General features: G+C 33.7%; 14 protein-coding genes. 8 read left to right on the forward strand and 6 right to left on the reverse strand.

The annotated features are described in order from the left end of the window. The first annotated feature begins 234 nt into the window (after positions 1–234). A complete protein-coding gene (locus Q0822_RS10825) occupies positions 235–8523 on the forward strand; it encodes a T9SS type B sorting domain-containing protein (RefSeq protein ID WP_299123478.1) in 8289 nt (2762 codons plus the stop codon). Between the two features lie 98 nt (positions 8524–8621). Then, the gene (locus tag Q0822_RS10830) at positions 8622–9071 is read left to right on the forward strand and encodes a hypothetical protein (protein WP_299123480.1); all 450 of its coding nucleotides are present in this window, start codon (positions 8622–8624) and stop codon (positions 9069–9071) included. Between the two features lie 12 nt (positions 9072–9083). Here Q0822_RS10830 and Q0822_RS10835 read toward each other — a convergent pair whose 3' ends face one another. Further along, entirely contained in the window at positions 9084–9620 is a 537-nt protein-coding gene (locus Q0822_RS10835) for a hypothetical protein (RefSeq protein WP_299123484.1), read from the reverse strand. A 54-nt stretch (positions 9621–9674) separates the two neighbouring features. Next, positions 9675–11876, reverse strand: a complete 2202-nt coding sequence (gene recQ, locus Q0822_RS10840; RefSeq protein ID WP_299123487.1) for a DNA helicase RecQ — start codon at positions 11874–11876, stop codon at positions 9675–9677. A gap of 88 nt (positions 11877–11964) precedes the next feature. Between recQ and Q0822_RS10845 the strand changes: the two genes are divergently transcribed. The 4 genes from Q0822_RS10845 to lptB all read left to right on the forward strand — a co-directional run bounded on the left by Q0822_RS10845 (position 11965) and on the right by lptB (position 14952). Further along, positions 11965–12930, forward strand: a complete 966-nt coding sequence (locus tag Q0822_RS10845) for a KpsF/GutQ family sugar-phosphate isomerase (RefSeq protein ID WP_299123490.1) — start codon at positions 11965–11967, stop codon at positions 12928–12930. Continuing rightward, positions 12930–13757 (forward strand): twin-arginine translocase subunit TatC, encoded by an 828-nt coding sequence (gene tatC / locus Q0822_RS10850; protein ID WP_299123493.1) that lies wholly within the window; start codon positions 12930–12932, stop codon positions 13755–13757. Before Q0822_RS10845 ends, tatC begins: the two co-directional genes overlap by 1 nt. A gap of 18 nt (positions 13758–13775) precedes the next feature. Continuing rightward, the gene (locus Q0822_RS10855; RefSeq protein WP_299123496.1) at positions 13776–14138 is read left to right on the forward strand and encodes a carboxymuconolactone decarboxylase family protein; all 363 of its coding nucleotides are present in this window, start codon (positions 13776–13778) and stop codon (positions 14136–14138) included. Positions 14139–14211: 73 nt separating this feature from the next. After that, a complete protein-coding gene (lptB, locus tag Q0822_RS10860; protein ID WP_299123498.1) occupies positions 14212–14952 on the forward strand; it encodes an LPS export ABC transporter ATP-binding protein in 741 nt (246 codons plus the stop codon). On the opposite strand, the gene Q0822_RS10865 is transcribed toward lptB, so the two are convergent. From Q0822_RS10865 to Q0822_RS10875, 3 genes are read right to left on the reverse strand one after another with little or no spacing between them, the layout of a single operon-like run. Next, positions 14949–15545: a hypothetical protein gene (locus Q0822_RS10865; RefSeq protein WP_299123501.1), complete on the reverse strand. Its 597-nt coding sequence runs from the start codon at positions 15543–15545 to the stop codon at positions 14949–14951. The two genes, lptB and Q0822_RS10865, sit on opposite strands and share 4 nt — an antisense overlap. A gap of 4 nt (positions 15546–15549) precedes the next feature. After that, entirely contained in the window at positions 15550–16362 is an 813-nt protein-coding gene (locus Q0822_RS10870) for a tellurium resistance protein TerC (protein ID WP_299123502.1), read from the reverse strand. A gap of 28 nt (positions 16363–16390) precedes the next feature. Beyond that, positions 16391–17149 (reverse strand): CDP-alcohol phosphatidyltransferase family protein, encoded by a 759-nt coding sequence (locus Q0822_RS10875; RefSeq protein WP_299123503.1) that lies wholly within the window; start codon positions 17147–17149, stop codon positions 16391–16393. A 143-nt stretch (positions 17150–17292) separates the two neighbouring features. Here Q0822_RS10875 and Q0822_RS10880 point away from each other — a divergent pair, with 143 nt between their 5' ends. Together Q0822_RS10880 and Q0822_RS10885 are read left to right on the forward strand one after the other, a co-directional pair. After that, entirely contained in the window at positions 17293–18363 is a 1071-nt protein-coding gene (locus Q0822_RS10880) for a PorV/PorQ family protein (RefSeq protein WP_299123505.1), read from the forward strand. Between the two features lie 8 nt (positions 18364–18371). Further along, positions 18372–19541 carry a DUF4105 domain-containing protein gene (locus Q0822_RS10885; RefSeq protein WP_299123507.1) on the forward strand — a complete coding sequence of 390 codons (1170 nt, stop codon included), beginning with the start codon at positions 18372–18374 and terminating at the stop codon, positions 19539–19541. Between the two features lies 1 nt (position 19542). Here the strand turns inward: Q0822_RS10885 and Q0822_RS10890 are convergent, their stop codons facing one another. Beyond that, the gene (locus Q0822_RS10890; RefSeq protein WP_299123509.1) at positions 19543–20937 is read right to left on the reverse strand and encodes a sugar transferase; all 1395 of its coding nucleotides are present in this window, start codon (positions 20935–20937) and stop codon (positions 19543–19545) included. Positions 20938–20966: the final 29 nt, after the last annotated feature.

Here is a 20966-nt window from a genome sequence, read left to right on the forward strand (position 1 = left end):
TGATTGGAATTTATTTTATGTATATCCCTTAGTTAGCTAATCGATAAATATTCAGAGTAAAAACTCAAATAAACTATTTTCTGCATAAAACTATGTGAAATATAATTTGAATAAAAGTAAGTAAAAAGCTACTTTATAATATAAAATAATGTATTTCATCGAAAATTATTAGCGTTTTGTCGATATAATTTTATATTTGCGCTAGGAGATTGACCAATTTTAAACATAAGACTATTGATTAATCTTTTTGAACGTGCTCGAAAAATGGCACAACTATTTAAGCTATTGACCATGCAAACGATCAACTATAAAAAAGGGATAATACTTACAGTTTTTCTTTTACTATTAAGTATTCTGGGCTACGCCCAAACATACGAGCCTTTTACTATTAGAAAACAAATAGAAACAAAAGGCAGTATGATGGTTATTGGAAATAATATTCTTGGGAAAGACAATCTGCCCGGAAATGATAATTCCATAGATAACCAAGATATTTCAATGCAATATATAGATATTGATGGTGATCCTACTACATTTAACTCAAGTAGTGCAGATATCGTATTACCGTTACATGATGACGGTAGCTCAACCACTTGTTACGGAGTAGCATATGCAGGCTTATATTGGGGATCTATACTACAAGATGGTGATCGAACAGGTATTAGTAATGTAAAATTTAAATTACCGAGTAGTACTTCTTATTTAGATATAACGGGTGAATTAATTTATGACGCTATTGCTAACCCGATAATTTCTGAAAATGGAGAACCAGGAAATACACCTTATGCAGCATACGCTGATGTAACGGACTTATTAAATGGATTAACCGATATAGAAGGTACTTATAGCGTTGCAAATGTTATTTCGAGCCAAGGCACCAATTTTTCCACTGGGCTATCTGCAGGATGGACTTTAATTGTTATTTACGAAGATCAGGCTCTACATATGAAGTCGTTCACTACTTTTGATGGATTTAGTCATATTTATAACGATCATTATGAAGAGATTCCTGTTTCCGGATTTACAACACCTCCTGCTGGACATATTGATTTACAGTTTGCTTATGCTGTATTGGATGGAGATAAAAATAATAGAGCCACAAAACTCGAAATAAATAATAAAGAAGTTACAACACCTTTACGGCCCGCAAATAAGTTTTTTGGAGCCGTAATTGAAAATAATAATGGAATCGTGCTCCCAAGAAACCCTTTAGGAACTAACACCTTGGGCTATGACACAGGTTATTTAGAAGTTTTAAATTCTGAACCTGAATATGTAAGACATAGCGACACTTCTGCGTCTTTCACCCTTCAAGTTGCACGTGGTCAAGCAGATCCTCTATTCTCATTCTTTAGTGCCTTTGCAGTGGATATTATCTCCCCTGAAATTACGCTTGTCAAAATTGTTGAAGATGAATTTGGGAATGAAATAAATGGTGATACTGTAATACTAGGACAAAATTTATTTTATGAAATAAGTTATCAAAATACAGGCAATGAAGACGTCACAAACTTTACTATAACGGATGTTTTACCGGATAATGTAATTTTTGATCCAGCAACAGATTTCGATTTAAGTAATTCAGGAGGTGCGACTTTACAATCTTATGATCCCGCAACTAATACGATAGTATTTTCGATACCTGATGAATCCGTTGAATTTGGAGATCCTGAATTTGTCATTAGAATTGCTGTGCAAGTCGTATTGAACTGTTACGACTTAAGTCAAGCTTGTTCTAACGAAATTTCTAACCAAGCTTTTGGCGATTACGAAGGTGCTCTTAGTGGTATTGCGATTAATGATGAAGGCAGTTATACCAAAGAGGAGTGCTTTGGGGTGCCTCAACCAACAAATTTTCTGGTAGATATTTCAAACTGTAATTTTGAACGGGATGAAGTACTATGCGGAACAAGTATCGATATAGAAGCAGCTGATGGTTATGATTCTTATTCTTGGTCAAACAGTCCAACGGGATCTCCCATCATTGGGACAAATCAAATTTATACTGCCACCGAACCTGGAACCTATTATGTTACAAATACTACTGATACCAATTGTATCTCTATCGAAGAAATCATAAATGTTGTCTTATATGGCGAAACACAAACCAACCCAATTATTCCTTTTGCAGATGAAGTTGTGATTTGCCCTAACGATGGCAAGCCATTACCAAATATATTTTTATGTGGCGCTAATGATACGAGAACTATTTTAACTGGGATTAGTGATGCAGCTTCCATTATTTGGGAACAACTAGACGAAAATAGCTGTCCGGCAGTTTCAAATTCAGAATGTGCTAATGAAAATGATACCTGTAACTGGAATCAAATAGCTACTGGACCAGATTATATAGCCAATACCGCAGGTCAATTTAGACTAGTTATCAATTATCCTGGAGGATGTTTCAGTATCTTTTACTTTAATGTTTATCAAAATTTGTTAAACCCTACTGCAGTTGCTCAAGATATCATTTGTGATACTTCTGGTCAAATAACAGTAAATGGAGTACCAAGTGGATATGAGTACAGTATTGATGGTACCAATTATCAACCAAGCCCTATTTTTGCTGTAAATAGCGCTGGATATTACATAATTTATATTCGACAAATCGGCGTAGACACCAATCCTTGTATTTTTGAAACTCCAAATGTTCATGTTCAAGAGCGGAATTTTACCGTAACTACAACTATTACCCAACCCGATTGTCATGGCGAATTTGGAAGCATAAATTTAGCAGTTAATAATGCACTTCCTCAGTACTATTTTAGCATATATCAAGGAAGTACACTGGTGAATAACGTCGGACCTACAAACAGTAGTAATTACGAATTTAATGCTTTGAATGCAGGTATTTATACAATTAATGCTAGTACAGATGATGGCTGTATTTACACAGAGACCATTGAAATTATAGAGCCTCCATTACTTAGTGTAACAGCTGCAATTACAGTACCTCTAACATGTGATAATGGTGAAATTACCATTTATCCAGAAGGAGGAACACCACCTTACTTCTATTATATAAATAGTACCTCAGATTTTCAGACTTTTCCTGAATATGAAGTGACAGCAGCAGGAACTTATAATATAACGGTTGTAGATACCAACAACTGTAGCGCAAGTACTTCTATTATCGTAGATGGCATACCAGAACCTGAGTTTACTATTTCAACAAATACTATTCTGTGCGGAGAGCCAGGAGATACAGGAACATTAACGGTCAATGTTACGAATGCTTATGGTTCTAGTATTCAATATAGTATTGATAACGGCGCTACATTTTTAAATTCAAACGTATTTAATGGACTTACGGCTGGCGACTACACTGTAATACTTCAATATAGCATAGGTAACTCTGTTTGTTTGACAGATCCACAAACAGACACCATTACAGCAAATGCTGCGATATCAGGAACTGCTGAATTAACGACACCCTATTCATGTTTAAACTTAGGTACTATTACAGTAACCTCTGTATCTGGTGGCGATGCTCCTTATGATTATAGTATTGATGGCATTAACTTTCAAACAAGTAACACCTTTAGTGATCTAGATCAAGGCTCTTATACCATTATAATTAGAGATGATAACGATTGTACCTCAATAACCAATGACATTGTAATCGATGTCTTAGATCCACCAACAGATTTAGAATTCGACAGCTCAACGGTTACATGTCCAACGAATACTGCTAATATCACAATTACATCAACAACTGGTGGTACTGGTAATTTAGAATATCAAATCATTGCTCCAAGTACAGCTGTAACGTCTTATCAATTTTCGACATTGTTTTCAGGTTTAGAACCAGGCACCTATACGTTTCAAGTTAAAGATGAAAATGACTGTACCTATAGCGAATCTTATACTATCGATCCAATTCCAACACCTACATTAAATGTAGTTTTAACCGAAATTTTGGATTGTTCAGCATCACCAGATGCTATTTTTACAGGAACTATTACAGGAACTGCACCATATACGTATGCTGTCTCTTTTAACGGTGGATCCTATACCGATTTAGGAACAACAGGCACACCTTTTACGTATACCACCTCCAACAATGGAACGTATCAATTTCAAATCACAGATGCCAATGGCTGTATTGCAGAATCATCTGAACTTATCCTACAGCCGTTATCACCTCCCGCTTTAAGTTTAGTAGCAGAAAGTCAATCTATACTTTGTAATGGAGATAGCAACGGAGCTATAGAAATCACAATTGATACGTCTGTTGGAACACCTCCATTTGAAATTAATGTAACTAACGACACTACAAGTACAGATTTTGGCATGCAAACCTCAGGACTACCAGCCGGAACATATACTGTGACGCTAACAGATTCAAAATCATGTACAGCTACTGAAACTATAACAATTAATGAACCGAATCCAATTATAGTCGATTACGATGCCGTCGATATTACCTGTGATTCAGGTGGTGCTTCCCAAGGTTCTGTGATTGTAAATTCTGTTGCAGGTGGTACTGCACCATATAATTATTTTGTTACAGGAACTAATGGATACTCTAATTCTGAGCTCAATACAACAGGTTCGACTTCTGTAAGTTTTGATGTTGTTGATTTTGGATTATATCAAATAAATATTGTAGATGCTAATGGCTGTTCTCTCCTAATACAGGATGTGCTTGTCGCATCACCTCCAACCGATTTAGACATAGACGTTTCATCAATCGTAGATTGTGTTACTGGCGGCGAAGCTGTTGTAAGCATTGGATCTACATTGGTGAGTACTGGTCCATTCTTCTTTAGCATTTATCAAGGTCCAACTTCGATATATCCTAACCCATTAGGATCTTGGATACCAGAAGATTCTCCAGGGAGTCAATCGGCAACCTTTACTGGTCTAACACCTGGCGTAATTTATACGTTTATTGTCTATGATCAATCTACTAATTGTAGCTATTATGAACCAGCAACAACACCAATACCAACAAACTCTACTTTAACTGCGACCGCTTTAACCTCAAACAACATCACCTGTACTGGAAGTGCCGATGGAAATGTTTCATTCGTGATAAATAATGGTTCTAGCAATTCTATAGATGTGAGTTACGAAATTTTTGATTCTTTAAGCTTTACTTCCACAGGAATAATAGGTACTGGAACTATACCTGCTAACGGTACATTAAATGTGTCTGATTTGGGTCCATTAGCATTCGGAAACTATTTTGTAAATATTATCGAGACCTTTGGAGCTAATGCTGGCTGTGGTATTATTACAGAAACATTCAATATTACTGAATCAGCGATACCTCTAGATTTATTTGTCTCAGTTGATCAAAGTGCTAATTGTAGTCCAACTTCCGGCGTCGTTAGCGCTATTGCACAGAACGGTACAGCACCATATCAGTATCAAATTTCAACTAGCGCTACTGCTCCAACGGCTTCAGATACAAATTGGACATTTGATAGTGTATTTAATGTTGATGCTGGTGACTATTATGTATATACTATTGATGCTTATGGATGTATTATTTCTAGTCCATTAACTATCGTTCCTACGGATCCAATACCCGTAATCTCTGCAGTTGTAAATAATCAGTGTACAGCAACAGAGGGCAATTATGAAATTGATGTGACTTTAGATACTGCAGGAGTTCCTCCATACAGCTATAGTATTGATGGAGGTGTATTACAGATCATGACAGCACCATTTACAATTCCAAATTTATTTTCAGGAGTGCATACCATAGAAATACAAGATGCTAGTGGTTGTGGAAACCTCATCTCTGTGGATATCGTCGCTCCCCTTTTTACGACACCTGAGGCCACAGTAATACCAACATGTAATAATGATGATGGTGAAATAACACTAACAACAACAGGTGGTTCTGGAACATTCAATTATAGTATCTCACCAAATCCAGCGTCCATTAGTCTTAGTAGCAATGTATTTTCTGGAGTACCTTCAGGACTGTATAATATTACAGTTACCGACATAGTTACGTCTTGTACTAAAGAAGTGACAATATCATTGCCCGAAGCTACGATTCCGAGTTTTATATTAACTCCTACAGAGGTGACTTGTTTTGGTGATAACTCAGGTTCGTTAGATATTGATATCACAAATTATACAGGAACTTATACCTATGAAGTCTTTGATAGCTCTAACACATCAGTTACGGGCTTAGTAAATGCAATTACGTCTTCAAACCCACAAACTGTTACAGGTATTGAAGCAGGAACTTTTACAGTGGTTATTACCGAAACTGAAATACCTTTTTGTAGTAACACATCAGATGTTGTTATTGCTTCACCTATCGAGGCATTAGCACTTACAATTTCTGAAACTTCAAACGTAACTTGTAATGATAATGAAGGTACTATTTCGGCTGTTGCTTCAGGTGGCTGGGGAAGTTTTGAATACGAATTAACTGGTGATGCCATTGTTGGGTACTCTTCAGAAAACACATTCACAGGCTTATCTGCTGGATCTTATACTGTCAATGTAAGAGATGCTGGTGGGTGTATTGTTTCAGAAACTATAACTCTTGATGCACCAACACCTATTAATGCAACATTTGCAGCTAATATGACTACACTGGCCTGTTTTGGAGATCAAAACGCAAATATTACAGTAAGTAATGTTACTGGTGGACAAGGAAGCAACTATAGCTATACTTTAAATACAATTTCACCAATTGCAAGTTCTTCTGGACCTCAGCTATCTAATGTTTTTCAAAACTTGGGAGCTGGGACATATTCGGTTATCATCAAAGATGGTTATGATTGTGAATTTTTATCTTTAGATATTATCATTAGTGAACCAACACCAATAGAAGTGAGTTTAGTAAAAGCAACAGCTCAAACCTGCTTAAACGAATCTACATTAACACTTAGTGCAACTGGTGGAACCGGTTCCTATACCTATAGTGACGATCCTAGTTTTTCAAATATACTAGGTACATTTTCATCCTCTACTACATTCTCTGTTCCAAATGGTACTTACTCTTATTATGTCAGAGATACCAATGGTTGTATAACTAATGCTTCTAACGAAATAACCATAGAGCCATTACCAGAATTAACAGTGACTCTTGAGACTTCAAATCTTTATATCAATTGTTCTGGAGATAACAATGGTTCTATATCCGCATCAGCATTAGGTGGACTGGGAGACTATATTTACACCTTACAGGATGGATCTGGCAGCACTATTACTGCAACGCAAGATAGTCCTGGATATTTTACAGAATTATTCGCTGGTGACTATATTGTACTTGTAGAAAGTGGAGATTGTAGTATTACCTCAGCACCAATTAGTATTACGGAGCCATCGGCACCTTTAGATGCTGCAATAGTAGTTAACAACGTCACATGTAGTAGTCAAAATAACGGTTCTGTTGAAATTACCACAACAGGCGGAACAGGGAATATAAGATATGCGATATCACCACAGTTAAATCAATTCTTTGAAACTAATGTTTTTGAAAATTTAGCACCTGGTAACTATGAGTTAATTGTTCAGGATGAACTCGGGTGTTTTTTAACTTTCGATTTCATCGTTTCTGAACCAGAGCTTGTTATTATTAGTATTATTTCAGATTCAATTTTTCCAGAGGTATGTGCAGGTGATCAGAATGGTGAATTTAGTATTGCTATTTCAGGCGGTACCCTCCCGTATAGTGTAAGTTTAGATGACTACAATGGTATTTACACTACAGGAACTGCAACACAAACAGAATTTGATTTCACAAATTTAGCAGGTGGTGACCATATTGTCTATATAAGGGACGCTGAAGGTTGTGAATCTGAATGGAATATTACATTCCCTGAATCTGTTAGTATCAATCCTGAAGTTATAGTTGAAACAGCTTGTGATGATAACAATAGCATAAGTATTGTGACTGTGAGTGTAGATGATTCTATTACAGATCTTTCTGATTTAGATTATTCACTTGATGGCGGACCATACCAAGCTAGTAATGTGTTCAATAATATTCCTATTGGTACAGATCATTATATAGAAGTAAGACATACTAATGGCTGTATTCAAATTACCGACTTCTTTGATATTGGAAGTTATGATACTGTAACACTTTCTCTTGCAAATGGCGATCTTAATGAAATTATAGCCAATGCTTCTGGTGGAACAGGTGATTATAAGTACACAATGGATGGAGAGGATTACGGCAATGAAAATAATTTTATTATAACTGAATCTGGTATTCATACAGTCACAGTAACAGATAGTAGTGGCTGTTTTGCTACGGCTCAAATTGAGTTGGAGTTTATAGATATCTGTATTCCTAATTGGTTTACTCCAAATGGAGATGGCGAATACGACACGTGGGCACCAGGATGTACTGAAAACTATCCTAACCTTACATTCGATATTTTTGATAGATACGGTCGCAAAGTCGCCAGTTATCGTGTTGGTGGAACTTGGGATGGCAGATATAACGGTCAAGAATTACCTACTGGAGATTACTGGTACGTTGTTAAAACCAATGACACCATAGACAGGGAATTTGTCGGACACTTTACTTTATACAGATAAGGTTAGAAGTCTATTTAATCATAAAACTTTAAAGAAAGGCAAAAGAAGTTTTTTCAGAATTGATTTATTAAAGCTAATTTTACCAAAATTAAAATTTCATGGCATTTTCTTTATCAAAACTTCTTGGGTCTAAAACACCTGAAGTCAAATCACAATCTGGTGATACAGTTGAAGCAATTATCAGAGATGTTGAAAACAGACCTTATGGAGTAGCTGAAAATAATGTCCTGTTTGCCGGATTGAATGAATTAGGTGGTTATTTCTTTTTTCAGACTGTTATTGTTGGTCAATTACATGTGAAATCTAAGACTGGCGCATCACTCTTTTTTATAGGTAATGACCTTGAAATGAAGCTAGACTCAGATACATTAGAATTTGAATCTGAATATTCTGATATCAAAGGGAGAAGTGTTACAAAAATTGATTTTCAGATTGAAGAAAGTGATATTAAACAATTGGAAAATAGAAAACCTAATAGTGTTGAACTAAAACTTAAGAAACAAAATATTTTATTTACAAAATATGTGGTTTCTGATGGAGAAGAATAATGCATTATAGTATTAAACAATGTATTGATTATTGGCAAACTTCGATTTCAGATAATTTAGCCTTCCTGTTAAAAAATCCCTTTCAGCTCTTGAGAGTTGATCCATCATTATCTTTATATTCAACTGATTAGAAAATACCATCACAACATAGTTAAACCCTCCAGCTGCAGAATCGCTAGAACCAGGATCATTATATTCTACCTTTACGTGACTAAAATTTTTTGTTTTACGCTTTCTAGTATATGGCAACCAACCATATCTTATTCTTACATATTCCTCTGAAAATTGAATTTTAGTTTTGGTATGAAATACTATAGTGAGAATTATGGTGATAATAAGGAAAACGATTAAGAGAACAATAGGAACTATTTCAGATGCTCTGCTTAATAAAAACCCTATAATTGCAATTGAACCTCCAAATAACAAAAAACGAAAAAAAGTACTTATACTCCAGCTACTTCGATAGCCTGGAACTAATAAAAGATATTCATTAGAAGCAGATTGAATAAGTTCTATGCTAGAATCTTTTAGTTTATTAGGACTAACCATCTAAACAAAAATATTTCATTAAAATTTTAGAATTATAAGGAGCAATTACATTATTTAATTAGCCACTTCACTCATAAACTTAATACGATACAAACGTAATTCTTCATCATCATACTCACCATCAAATTCTTCAATAGCGTCGTCTATTTTATCGCTTTCAGTTTCCATAAAATAGTCATGAATTTCTTCCTGTTGATCTTCGTCTAAAATTTCATCAATCCAATAATTGATATTTAACTTAGTTCCAGAAAATACTATAGATTCCATTTCCTTTATAAAAGCAGGCATTTCCATACCTTTAGCTGAAGCTAGCTCGTCTAACCTTAGTTTTCTATCTACATTTTGAATAATATAGAGCTTTAATGCAGAATTAGACCCTGTAGATTTTACAACCATATCATCTGGTCGCATAATATCATTTTCTTCAACATAATCAGCAATTAAAGCAACAAAATCTTTTCCATATTTTTTTGCTTTGCTCTCACCTACACCATGTACATTAGATAACTCTTCAATATTTACAGGATATTTTAATGCCATGTCTTCTAATGAAGGATCTTGAAAAATTACAAATGGTGGCACACCTAAACTTTTCGCATTACGTTTTCGCAAGTCTTTGAGCATTACCATTAATTTTTCGTCTGCAGCCACACCTCCACCCTTAGTATTGGTCACAATACCATCATTAGACTCTTCATCAAACACATGGTCTTCTGCCATCATAAATGATTGCGGATTTTTAATGAATTGTTTACCACTAGGACTTAGACGTAAAACACCATATGTTTCAATATCTTTCTTTAAATAACCAGCAACTAATACCTGACGAATTAATGCCATCCAATAGCGTTTGTCTTTATCTTTACCTACTCCAAAGAACTTTTGTGTATCTGTTTTGTGTGAAGAAATTAAAGCATTAGAATTACCAATAAGAACTTGGACTAAATCCTTAGCTTTATATTTTTCGTTGGTTTTATCTACTGTATCTAAAAGTGTTTTTACATCGTCCTTAGCTTCAACTTGCTTTTTAGGATTACGAACATTATCGTCCATATCACCTCCCTCACCAGTTTCATTATCGAATTCTTCTCCAAAATAATGAAGTATAAACTTACGTCTTGAGACAGAAGTCTCTGCAAAAGCTACTACTTCTTGTAGCAATGCATGCCCAATTTCTTGCTCAGCGACAGGTTTACCAGACATAAATTTTTCTAGCTTTTCAATATCTTTATAAGCATAATATGCCAAACAATGTCCTTCACCTCCATCACGACCAGCACGACCTGTTTCTTGATAATAACTTTCTATACTTTTTGGAATATCGTGATGAATTACAAAACGCACATCTGGTTTGTCAATTCCCATTCCAAAGGCAATTGTTGCCACCACAACATCTGTGTCTTCCATTAAGAACATATCTTGATGTTTCACTCTTGTTTTTGCATCTAAACCTGCATGATAAGGCACTGCTTTAATTCCATTGACTTGAAGTGCTTGCGCTAACTCTTCAACACGTTTACGACTTAAACAGTATACAATACCAGATTTCCCTTCATTCTGTTTTATAAAACGAATAATATCAGCATCTACATTCTTTGTTTTTGGTCGTACCTCGTAATATAAGTTTGGCCTGTTAAATGAAGCTTTAAAAGTCACCGCATCAGGCATTCCTAAACTCTTCAAAATATCTTCTTGCACCTTTGGTGTTGCCGTAGCCGTTAATCCGACGATAGGTATATCGTCGCCAATGCGTTTAATAATCGTTTTAAGATTTCTGTATTCTGGTCTAAAATCGTGTCCCCATTCACTAATACAGTGCGCTTCATCAACAGCCATAAAAGAAATTTTGACCGTTCTTAGAAACTCTACATATTCTTCTTTGGTCAACGATTCTGGAGCTACATATAGTAATTTAGTAATCCCATTGGTAATATCATCTTTAACACGCTTTACTTCGGTTTTATTCAATGACGAATTTAAAACGTGGGCCACACCTTCGTGTTCGGATACGGCTCTTATGGCATCCACTTGATTTTTCATTAAGGCTATAAGTGGAGACACCACAATAGCTGTACCTTCTTTAATTAAAGCTGGTAGTTGATAACATAATGATTTTCCACCTCCAGTGGGCATAATAACAAACGTGTTATTTCCTTCAACAACGTTTTCTATAACTTCTTCTTGGAGACCTTTAAATCCTGAAAATCCAAAGTATTTTTTTAGTGAAGCGTGTAAGTCAATTTCTGCAATACTCATTAATCCCTATTACTATTTTATATACATTTGCAACAAGTTTAAAGATAACAAATTCTTTATATCTAAAAAACTCAATAAAAAATAAGTTTTGAACACTACGCAATCCATTTTAAACACTGCGAAAAGCACCATAAAACTAGAGAGTAAAGCCATAAATCATTTATCAGATTTATTAACTGAAGATTTTGCCAAAGCCGTAGAATTGATCTACAACTCTAAAGGGCGCGTTATTATTACTGGTATTGGTAAAAGTGCCATTATTGCTAATAAAATAGTAGCGACCTTAAACTCTACTGGTACACCTGCTATTTTTATGCATGCTGCAGATGCTATTCATGGTGATCTTGGATTAATTCTTAAAGATGATGTTGTAATCTGTATATCTAAAAGCGGAAATACTCCAGAAATAAAAGTATTAGTACCTCTAATTAAAAATGCTAACAATAAAATGATTGCTATTACTGGCAATATTGAATCATTTTTAGGTCAGCAAGCCGATTTTATTTTGAATACTTATGTAGAACAAGAAGCATGTCCGAATAATTTAGCTCCTACAACAAGTACAACTGCACAATTGGTTATAGGAGATGCATTAGCTATTTGCTTATTGGAATTACGAGGGTTTTCAAGTAAGGATTTTGCCAAATATCATCCTGGAGGTGCACTTGGTAAACGCCTATATTTACGAGTGAATGATTTATCCTCTCAAAATCAAAAACCACAAGTAAGTCTTGAAACCACATTAAAAGAAGTCATTGTAGAAATAACAGAAAAAATGCTTGGTGTAACTGCGGTAGTTGATAATAATAAAATTATAGGTATTATTACAGACGGTGATTTGAGGCGTATGCTGAGTAAAAGCGATGATATTACTGGTTTAAAAGCTAAAGACATAATGAGTAAGAATCCAAGACGAATTGCTGAAGATGCTATGGCCGTTGATGCTAAAGAGGTCATGGAAGAGTTTGGTATTTCTCAATTGTTGGTAGAAAATGATGGTAAATATTCTGGAGTGGTTCATCTTCATGATTTAATAAAAGAAGGCATTATATAATGGCAAAAAAGAATATTGATGAGATGTCCTTTTTAGATCATCTAGAAGATTTAAGATGGCATTTAATACGATCTGTAGTTAGTATAGTCATAGCAGCTACTTTAGCTTTTATTTTTAAAGATTTTATCGTTGGCATTATAATGGCGCCAAAGCACATGGACTTTCCAACTTATGTTGGGCTTTGCAAAGTATCTAAGTTCTTTGGTATGGATATGTCGTTTTGTGCCAGTGAGTTACCATTTGTAATTGAAGTTAGGTCAGTTGGTGGTCAATTTTCTGCACATATTTGGACATCTATTTATGCAGGCTTAGTCATTGCTTTCCCCTATGTACTATATCAATTGTGGAGTTTTATAAGTCCTGGTTTACAAGATAATGAGCGTAAGAGTTCAAGAGGGTTTATTTTTATTGCATCCTTGCTTTTCTTTTTGGGTGTTGCTTTTGGGTATTATGTGATAACCCCATTATCCTTAAACTTTTTAACTAATTATACCTTTGCAGAAGAAGTCTCAAATGCTTTCGATTTAAGTTCTTATAATTCAATTGTTAGATCATCTTCTTTGGCTTCTGGTTTTGTGTTTGAGCTACCTATCATTGTCTACTTTTTAACCAAGATAGGTTTAGTAACACCAAAATTTTTGAGAAAATATAGAAAATATGCCCTTGTTATAGTTCTCATTTTATCTGCAGTGATTACTCCACCAGATATTACAAGTCAGATTATTGTAGCTATTCCAATATTATTATTATATCAAGTAAGTATTTTTATTTCGGGTGTCGTAGTAAGAAATCAAAATCGAAAATCTTCAAGAAAAAGTAAAAAATAAAAAGTTAAGTCTTAATCTATGTCAGATACAGTACAAGAATTCAATGATTACCGTGCTAAAATGAATGATAAAATTTTAGCTGATAATAATAAAATTATAAAGCGCATTTTTAATCTAGACACGAATGCTTTTAAAGAAGGAGAGGGAGTTTTAGATAAAAAAACTAAAGAGCTATTAGGTTTGGTGGCTTCGACTGTATTACGTTGCGATGATTGCGTAAAATATCATTTAGAATCTTCTTATAAAGAAGGCTTATCTAAAGAAGAAGTTAGCGAAGCTTTATGCATAGCTACCTTAGTTGGTGGTACTATCGTAATTCCGCATTTAAGACGCGCTCACGAATATTGGGAAGCTTTAGAGGAACACTATTCGCAAGGTTAAACTTTTAATAAATGACCGCCAAAGCGAATAGAATCTATATGATTTTATTAAATTGAGCGTTCTTAGAAAAAATATGAAGTTACGAGCAGAACATTTAATGAAGGCCTATAGTGGTCGAAAAGTAGTAAAGGATGTTTCCTTAGAAGTTAACCAAGGAGAAATTGTTGGTTTACTTGGACCTAATGGTGCTGGTAAAACCACATCGTTTTATATGATTGTTGGCATTATTAAACCTAACGGTGGAAATATCTTTTTAGACGACACCAACATCACTAAATATCCTATGTACAAACGTGCTCAAAACGGTATTGGTTATTTGGCACAAGAAGCCTCTGTATTTAGAAAATTGAGTATTGAAGATAATATTCTGAGTGTTTTACAACTCACCAAATTAAGTAAAAAAGAACAGGAAGACAAAATGGAGTCTCTTATTGAAGAATTTGGTTTAGGGCATATCAGAACCAATAGAGGTGATTTATTATCTGGTGGAGAACGACGACGAACCGAAATTGCTCGTGCTTTAGCAACAGACCCTAATTTTATACTTTTAGATGAACCATTTGCAGGTGTTGATCCTGTGGCTGTAGAAGACATTCAGCGAATTATTGCTAAACTCACTAAAAAGAATATTGGTATTTTAATTACTGACCATAACGTACAAGAAACTTTAGCGATTACGGATAGAACCTATTTAATGTTTGAAGGTAACATTCTTAAAGCTGGGAAACCTGAAGAATTAGCTAGTGACGCAATGGTTCGTAAGGTTTATTTAGGTCAGAATTTTGAGCTTCGTAAGAAGAAATTGGAGTTTTAACCTCGTCTTCTTTCTAACAGAACCATCATCATAAACCCAAGAATTATCCTTTCTTTATCATCTAAGTCAATGGGCTTTAGCTCGTTTAGCACAAACTTTCTGCCAAAGAATGAAGGTTCTTTTTTCATTCTTACAATATTTTGATTTTTTAAGTCCGTAATGATGTAAGAAGGGTTAAATAAATAACCTGTAAATCCCCCTAAAATTGGAATTTGACCCAAAACAGAATCTAATACTTTAACCCAAGCATTTTCTTCTCTAATATGATATTGTAGTTTTTGATGCTGATCTATGATCTCGTAATGAGCTTTCCATATAGAAGCCCATCCTTTTCTGGCAATTTTTCCGATTTCTTTTCCCTCAGAATCTTTAAAACTATATGCTGCAGAAAAATCTATCCATTTGTCTGCATTAATCTTGTACTCCAGATTTGTTTTATGTTGATTATCAAAAATGCTGATGTCTTCTTTTAGTTTAAACATCTTTTGTTTTACAAATGCAACTGTCTTTCCTGAAGCATCAGTAGCTGTAAAATCGTTAGACAGAGTGGTAATATTAAAACTAAATTTTATTGGGAACTTAATATCTTTCATATAATCAATGGGAATTATTGTCGCTAATTTGTTCTTTTATTAATTTTTTTTGATAACGACCTTGAACGATATCTACAATGACCAATACTACAATAACAAAATAAAAAGTTGTTTTACTCATTGGTACAATCTCGTTTCCAAAGATTTTAAGATGCGCTAAGTGACCTCCTTCAGTCACTAGCATTATACCAACTATAAATAAAATAAATAAACCTAATACTTCATACATTCTATTTTTGGCTAAGAATACAGAAATCTTATCAGCCATTAACAACATCAATAAACCACTAGCCACAATGGCAACTGCCATAACTATAAATGCCGTGGTTGCGTTTTCTATTTCATTGGTTAAGCCTATAGCTGCTAAAATAGAATCAAAAGAGAAAACCAAATTCATAATCACAATACTTGTAATTACAGCATTAGCAGATTTATTACGCTTTGAATCCCCTTCAACATCATGATTCAGATCTGACGTAGATATCATATGCCATATTTCTTTTATCGCAGTATAAATAATAAAACCACCACCAACTAACACAATGATGCTATGTCCATTAAAAGCAAACTTGAAGACATTTTCAATTTCACCTGTTAAGAACGAAAAAGGTTCCTGAAAATAGTCTATAACGGATACCAAAACAAATAGAAGGACAATCCTAAGCACAATAGCAATTAGAATACCTATTTTTCTAACTCGTTTTTGTTGATCTAAAGGTGCTTTTTTTGATTCTAAGGAAATGTAAAGCAGATTGTCAAAACCTAGAACCGCTTGCAGTATAACAAGCATCAATAATGTAAAAAGAACTTGAGCCATAGTTTAGTAAGTTGTTAGTAATTGAATTTTAATGAATATTCTTTCTATCTAATAACGATAGAATAATGTATAATGCAACAACTAACGGAATTGCTGCAAAATGAAAGATTATAAGCATCACCACACTTATTATTAAAAATATATAACGTGTTGCATTAGTCCTAAAACTCCAATCTTTAAATTTTAGTGCAAATAGCTTTATGCTAGAATTTAATAAATAACAGCTTAGAAGGGTTAGGCCAATTAAAAACCATTTATTAATAATTATAGCGTTCATTATATCATTATTCTGATACTCCAAAATTAAGGGCAAGGACAGAATCACTAATGTATTTGCTGGTACCGGTAATCCCTTAAAGTAGGTTTGTTGATCTTCGTCTAAATTAAATTTTGCCAAGCGATATGCAGATGCTAAAGGAATAAATAAGCCTATTAACGGTAATATAGATAACTTAAAACCTTGCCAATGGAAAATAGAATTCCAACTATCATTATATGCAGAATAATCTGGTGCATCTACAGTTAAGGAAATAAGCTTAAACATTATAATCCCAGGTACTACTCCACTTGTTACTAAATCAGCCAATGAATCTAACTGAATACCGAGTGGGCTCTGAACATTAAGTTTTCTTGCCAATAAACCATCAAAAAAATCGAAAAATATACCTAAAAAAACAAATACAGTAGCTACAACAAAATTGCCATAGACCGCAAAAATAACTGCAATACAACCTGAAAATAAATTTAAAAGGGTTACAATATTAGGAATATGTCGTTTTAGACTCATAAACTTAATTTTTGTAAAAATAGAAAAGTATTTGAGTCTATACTTATTATTTTTTGAAATTGCCATAAAAGAAAACAATAAGAACCCACTTTTACAGTTAAATAGATAGAAAAATATTGTGCATCTTTGTAAAAATTTTGCTGTTGAAAAATTACTATGTAATTCTCTTAACACTTACTACGCTTATCGCCTCGGCTCAAACCACAAGAAAATATTCTAACGAATTTATGAATATTGGTGTTGATGCTGCTGCTTTGGGCATGAGTAACGCTGTTGTGTCACAAACTGCTGACGTAAATTCTGGATATTGGAATCCAGCAGGGTTAGTACACCTTGAAGATAATCAGCTCGCTTTAATGCACAGCAGCTATTTTGCCAATATTGCCAACTACAATTACATCGCTTATGGTATGCCTTTAGATGAAAAAAGTGCTGTTGGGATTTCGCTTATTCGATTTGGTGTAGATGATATTTTAGATACAACACAATTAATAGATGACCAAGGTAATATCAATTACGATAGAATAAGTACCTTCTCTACAGCAGATTATGGCTTAACCTTTTCTTATGCGAGAAAATTACCTTTAGATGGTCTTAATTTTGGCGTCAACGCAAAAATCATAAGGCGAATTATTGGTGATTTTGCGTCTTCTTGGGGTTTTGGGCTCGATGCAGGAATTCAGTTTGAAGGCAAAAACAATTGGAAATTTGGTTTAATGGCCAGAGACATTACAACGACATTTAATGCTTGGTCTATTGACGAAGAAAAATTTGAACAAATTAGTGGTGCCGTTGATGGTGAAAACCAAGAATTGCCAGAGACCACAGAGATAACTATACCAAAACTACAATTAGGCATGTCTAAAAAGTGGATTTTTAATTATGATTATTCACTTTTAGCTGCCGCAAATCTAAATGTGAGATTTGCCGAAAATAATGATATCATCTCAACATCTTTTGCGAGTATTAATCCGGCTTTAGGTTTTGAGTTTGGTTATACTGATTTGGTTTTTTTGAGAGCAGGAGCTGGTAATTTTCAGAATGAAATTCAGATTGATAATTCTGAACAAGTTTCTTTTCAACCCAATTTTGGCGTAGGTTTTAAATATAAAGGTATTCAGATAGATTATGCATTTACCGATATTGGTGACCAAAGTGCTGCTTTATATTCGAATGTGTTTTCATTAAAAATAGACTTTAGTGTCTTTAGATAGCGATGTTTATGAAACTAAAATTAATCTCTTTTGTTTTCTTTCTTACTATTGCTACATCATCAGCTCAGCAATTTCAACTATCACCAAAATCAAAAGTATCAATACTAACTGTTGGACCTGGAGAATCTTTAAATGATGCTTTCGGGCATAATGCGTTTAGAATACAAGACACAAGTTTAGGAATCGATGTAACTTATGGTTATGGTGGATATGATTTCGAAGCTCCTAATTTCTATTTAAAATTTGCTCAAGGAAAGTTGAATTATTTGATTAGCAGATACAACTTTTCTGATTTTCAGTTTCATTATAAAAGTTACAATAGAACAATAGCCGAACAAGTATTAAATCTTTCTATAGAGGAAAAACAAAGCTTGTTTGACTATTTAGAAAATAATTATAAGCCAGAAAACAGAAAGTATTTGTACGATTTCTTTTATGATAATTGTGCAACTCGAATTAGAGATGTAGCAAAAGTTGCTAAAAAAAATGATGTAGAATTTACCTTACCAGAAAAATTCGAATCCAAAACGTTTAGAGAACTTATCCATGAGCATGTAGGGCTAAATACTTGGGGAAGTTTCGGAATTGATATAGCACTAGGTTCTGTCATTGATAGAAAGGCTACTGCAACTGAACATATGTTTTTACCTAAATATATTTATACTTTTTTTGAAAATGCAAAAACTAATTCCTCAGAAAATTTAGTGAAAAGTTCATCTCTAATTTTTCAAGGAAAGAAAAGAGATTTTTCTTCAAGTTTTATATTCAGTCCACTTATGATAATGGGATTGTTAGCGGCATTAATGCTGTTTATAACCTTCAAAGATTACAAAAATAATACAAGAAGTACATGGTTAGACATTATATTATTTGGCGCAACTGGTCTTGTTGGTATATTGCTTATATTACTATGGTTTGCAACTAATCATACCGCTACAGCATATAATTATAACCTGCTTTGGGCTTTTCCTTTAAACATAATAGTTATTAGTCAGCTAATCAGACCTCAAATAAAAAACTGGTTTAGAGGTTATTTAAAGTTTTTGATTATTATAATCTGCTTATTAACATTACACTGGATCATTGGCGTACAGATATACGCAATAGGATTGATACCTTTTCTAATTGCTTTGCTCATGAGATACTTATACCTTTTAAGGTATTATAAAGCGGTATAATTTACTGACCTCTATAGTACAAAATAGTACTAAAGGTCTTTATAAAAACATTAATATCTAAAAATATACTTCTGTGCTTAATATAGAATAAATCGTACTGAAGTTTTGTTAGACTATCATCAATTGAGGATCCATATCTGGTCTTCACCTGAGCCCAACCTGTGAGTCCTGGTTTTATAATATGGCGTGTTTCATAAAAAGGGATGATTCGAGATAATTCATTCACAAAGAAAGGACGCTCTGGTCTAGGTCCTATAATACTCATATCGCCTTTTAAAACATTATAAAATTGTGGAATTTCATCTAGTCTGGAACGTCTTAAAAACTTACCAAAAGCTGTAATTCTTTTATCATTTTTTTTTGCCCATTTTACTCCATCTTTCTCAGCATTAACAATCATGGTTCTGAGTTTTATAATTCTAAACGGCTTACTGTTTTTTCCAACACGTTCTTGAGAATAAAATAAAGGACCTTTATTCCCAAATAAATTACCAAGTATTATAAAAGGCAGTAGTAATACCCCAAATACTAAACCAACAACTGAAATAACAATATCAGAAGCACGTTGAAAGAATATGTATAGTTTATTTTCATTACTTCTACTGAAAGGGAAATATTTATAAAAATCTTTACCTACAAATTGAATTGGTACTTTATGCAGTTGTTCTTCGTAAACTTGACTATAATCTCTTATTTTAAAACCTCGCTCTAACAAAAGCATCAAATTATGATAAACCTCTACCATAATAGCTTCAGTATTAAAACTTGCTACTAATACTTCTGATATTTTCTCTTTTTCAATTGTATCTAAAAACTCATGAGCCCCAAATTCTTTTAATCCCTTATACTTAACTGATTCAGAAGTTGAAGTTTCGCTGTTTATAAAGCCAACTATTTTATAATTTGGATCAGATGGACCGAGCGCATTCAACAAACCATCAATATTAGAAACTTCTCCAACTAAAAGCACTCTTTTATAGAAACGCGGTGACTCAATGAGATTGATATAAATTACTCTCCATAAAAGAATAGATATAATAATAGTCATATAGAAATAGACTATTTGAATTCGCTCAACAGGCAAATACGGAGACAGCACTGGTGTTAAAAGATAAAATAATACAACTGTAGAGGTGGTAATAACAATATTCCTAAAAGAAGTATCAAACTTACTTGCTTTTTGAAGATCGTAGAGCTCGAAAATAGTACCAAAAATTGTTATGTATATAGCCAAAAGAATCAGTGCAACAATATTATCTGTATTGACCTGAAGATATTCGAAATCAAAAAAAAGTCCTAAGCTGTAAACACCAAGAAAAACCATTAATAAGTCGACAATTCTAAGTAGAATCTTGCGTTCAGAAACTTCGAAATGGATACCTTTTTTTTTAGTCATTGTGAGGGAAAGCTGTGCTGTAAATATAA

It is taken from the genome of uncultured Winogradskyella sp., assembly GCF_947496485.1.
Lineage (GTDB): Bacteria > Bacteroidota > Bacteroidia > Flavobacteriales > Flavobacteriaceae > Winogradskyella.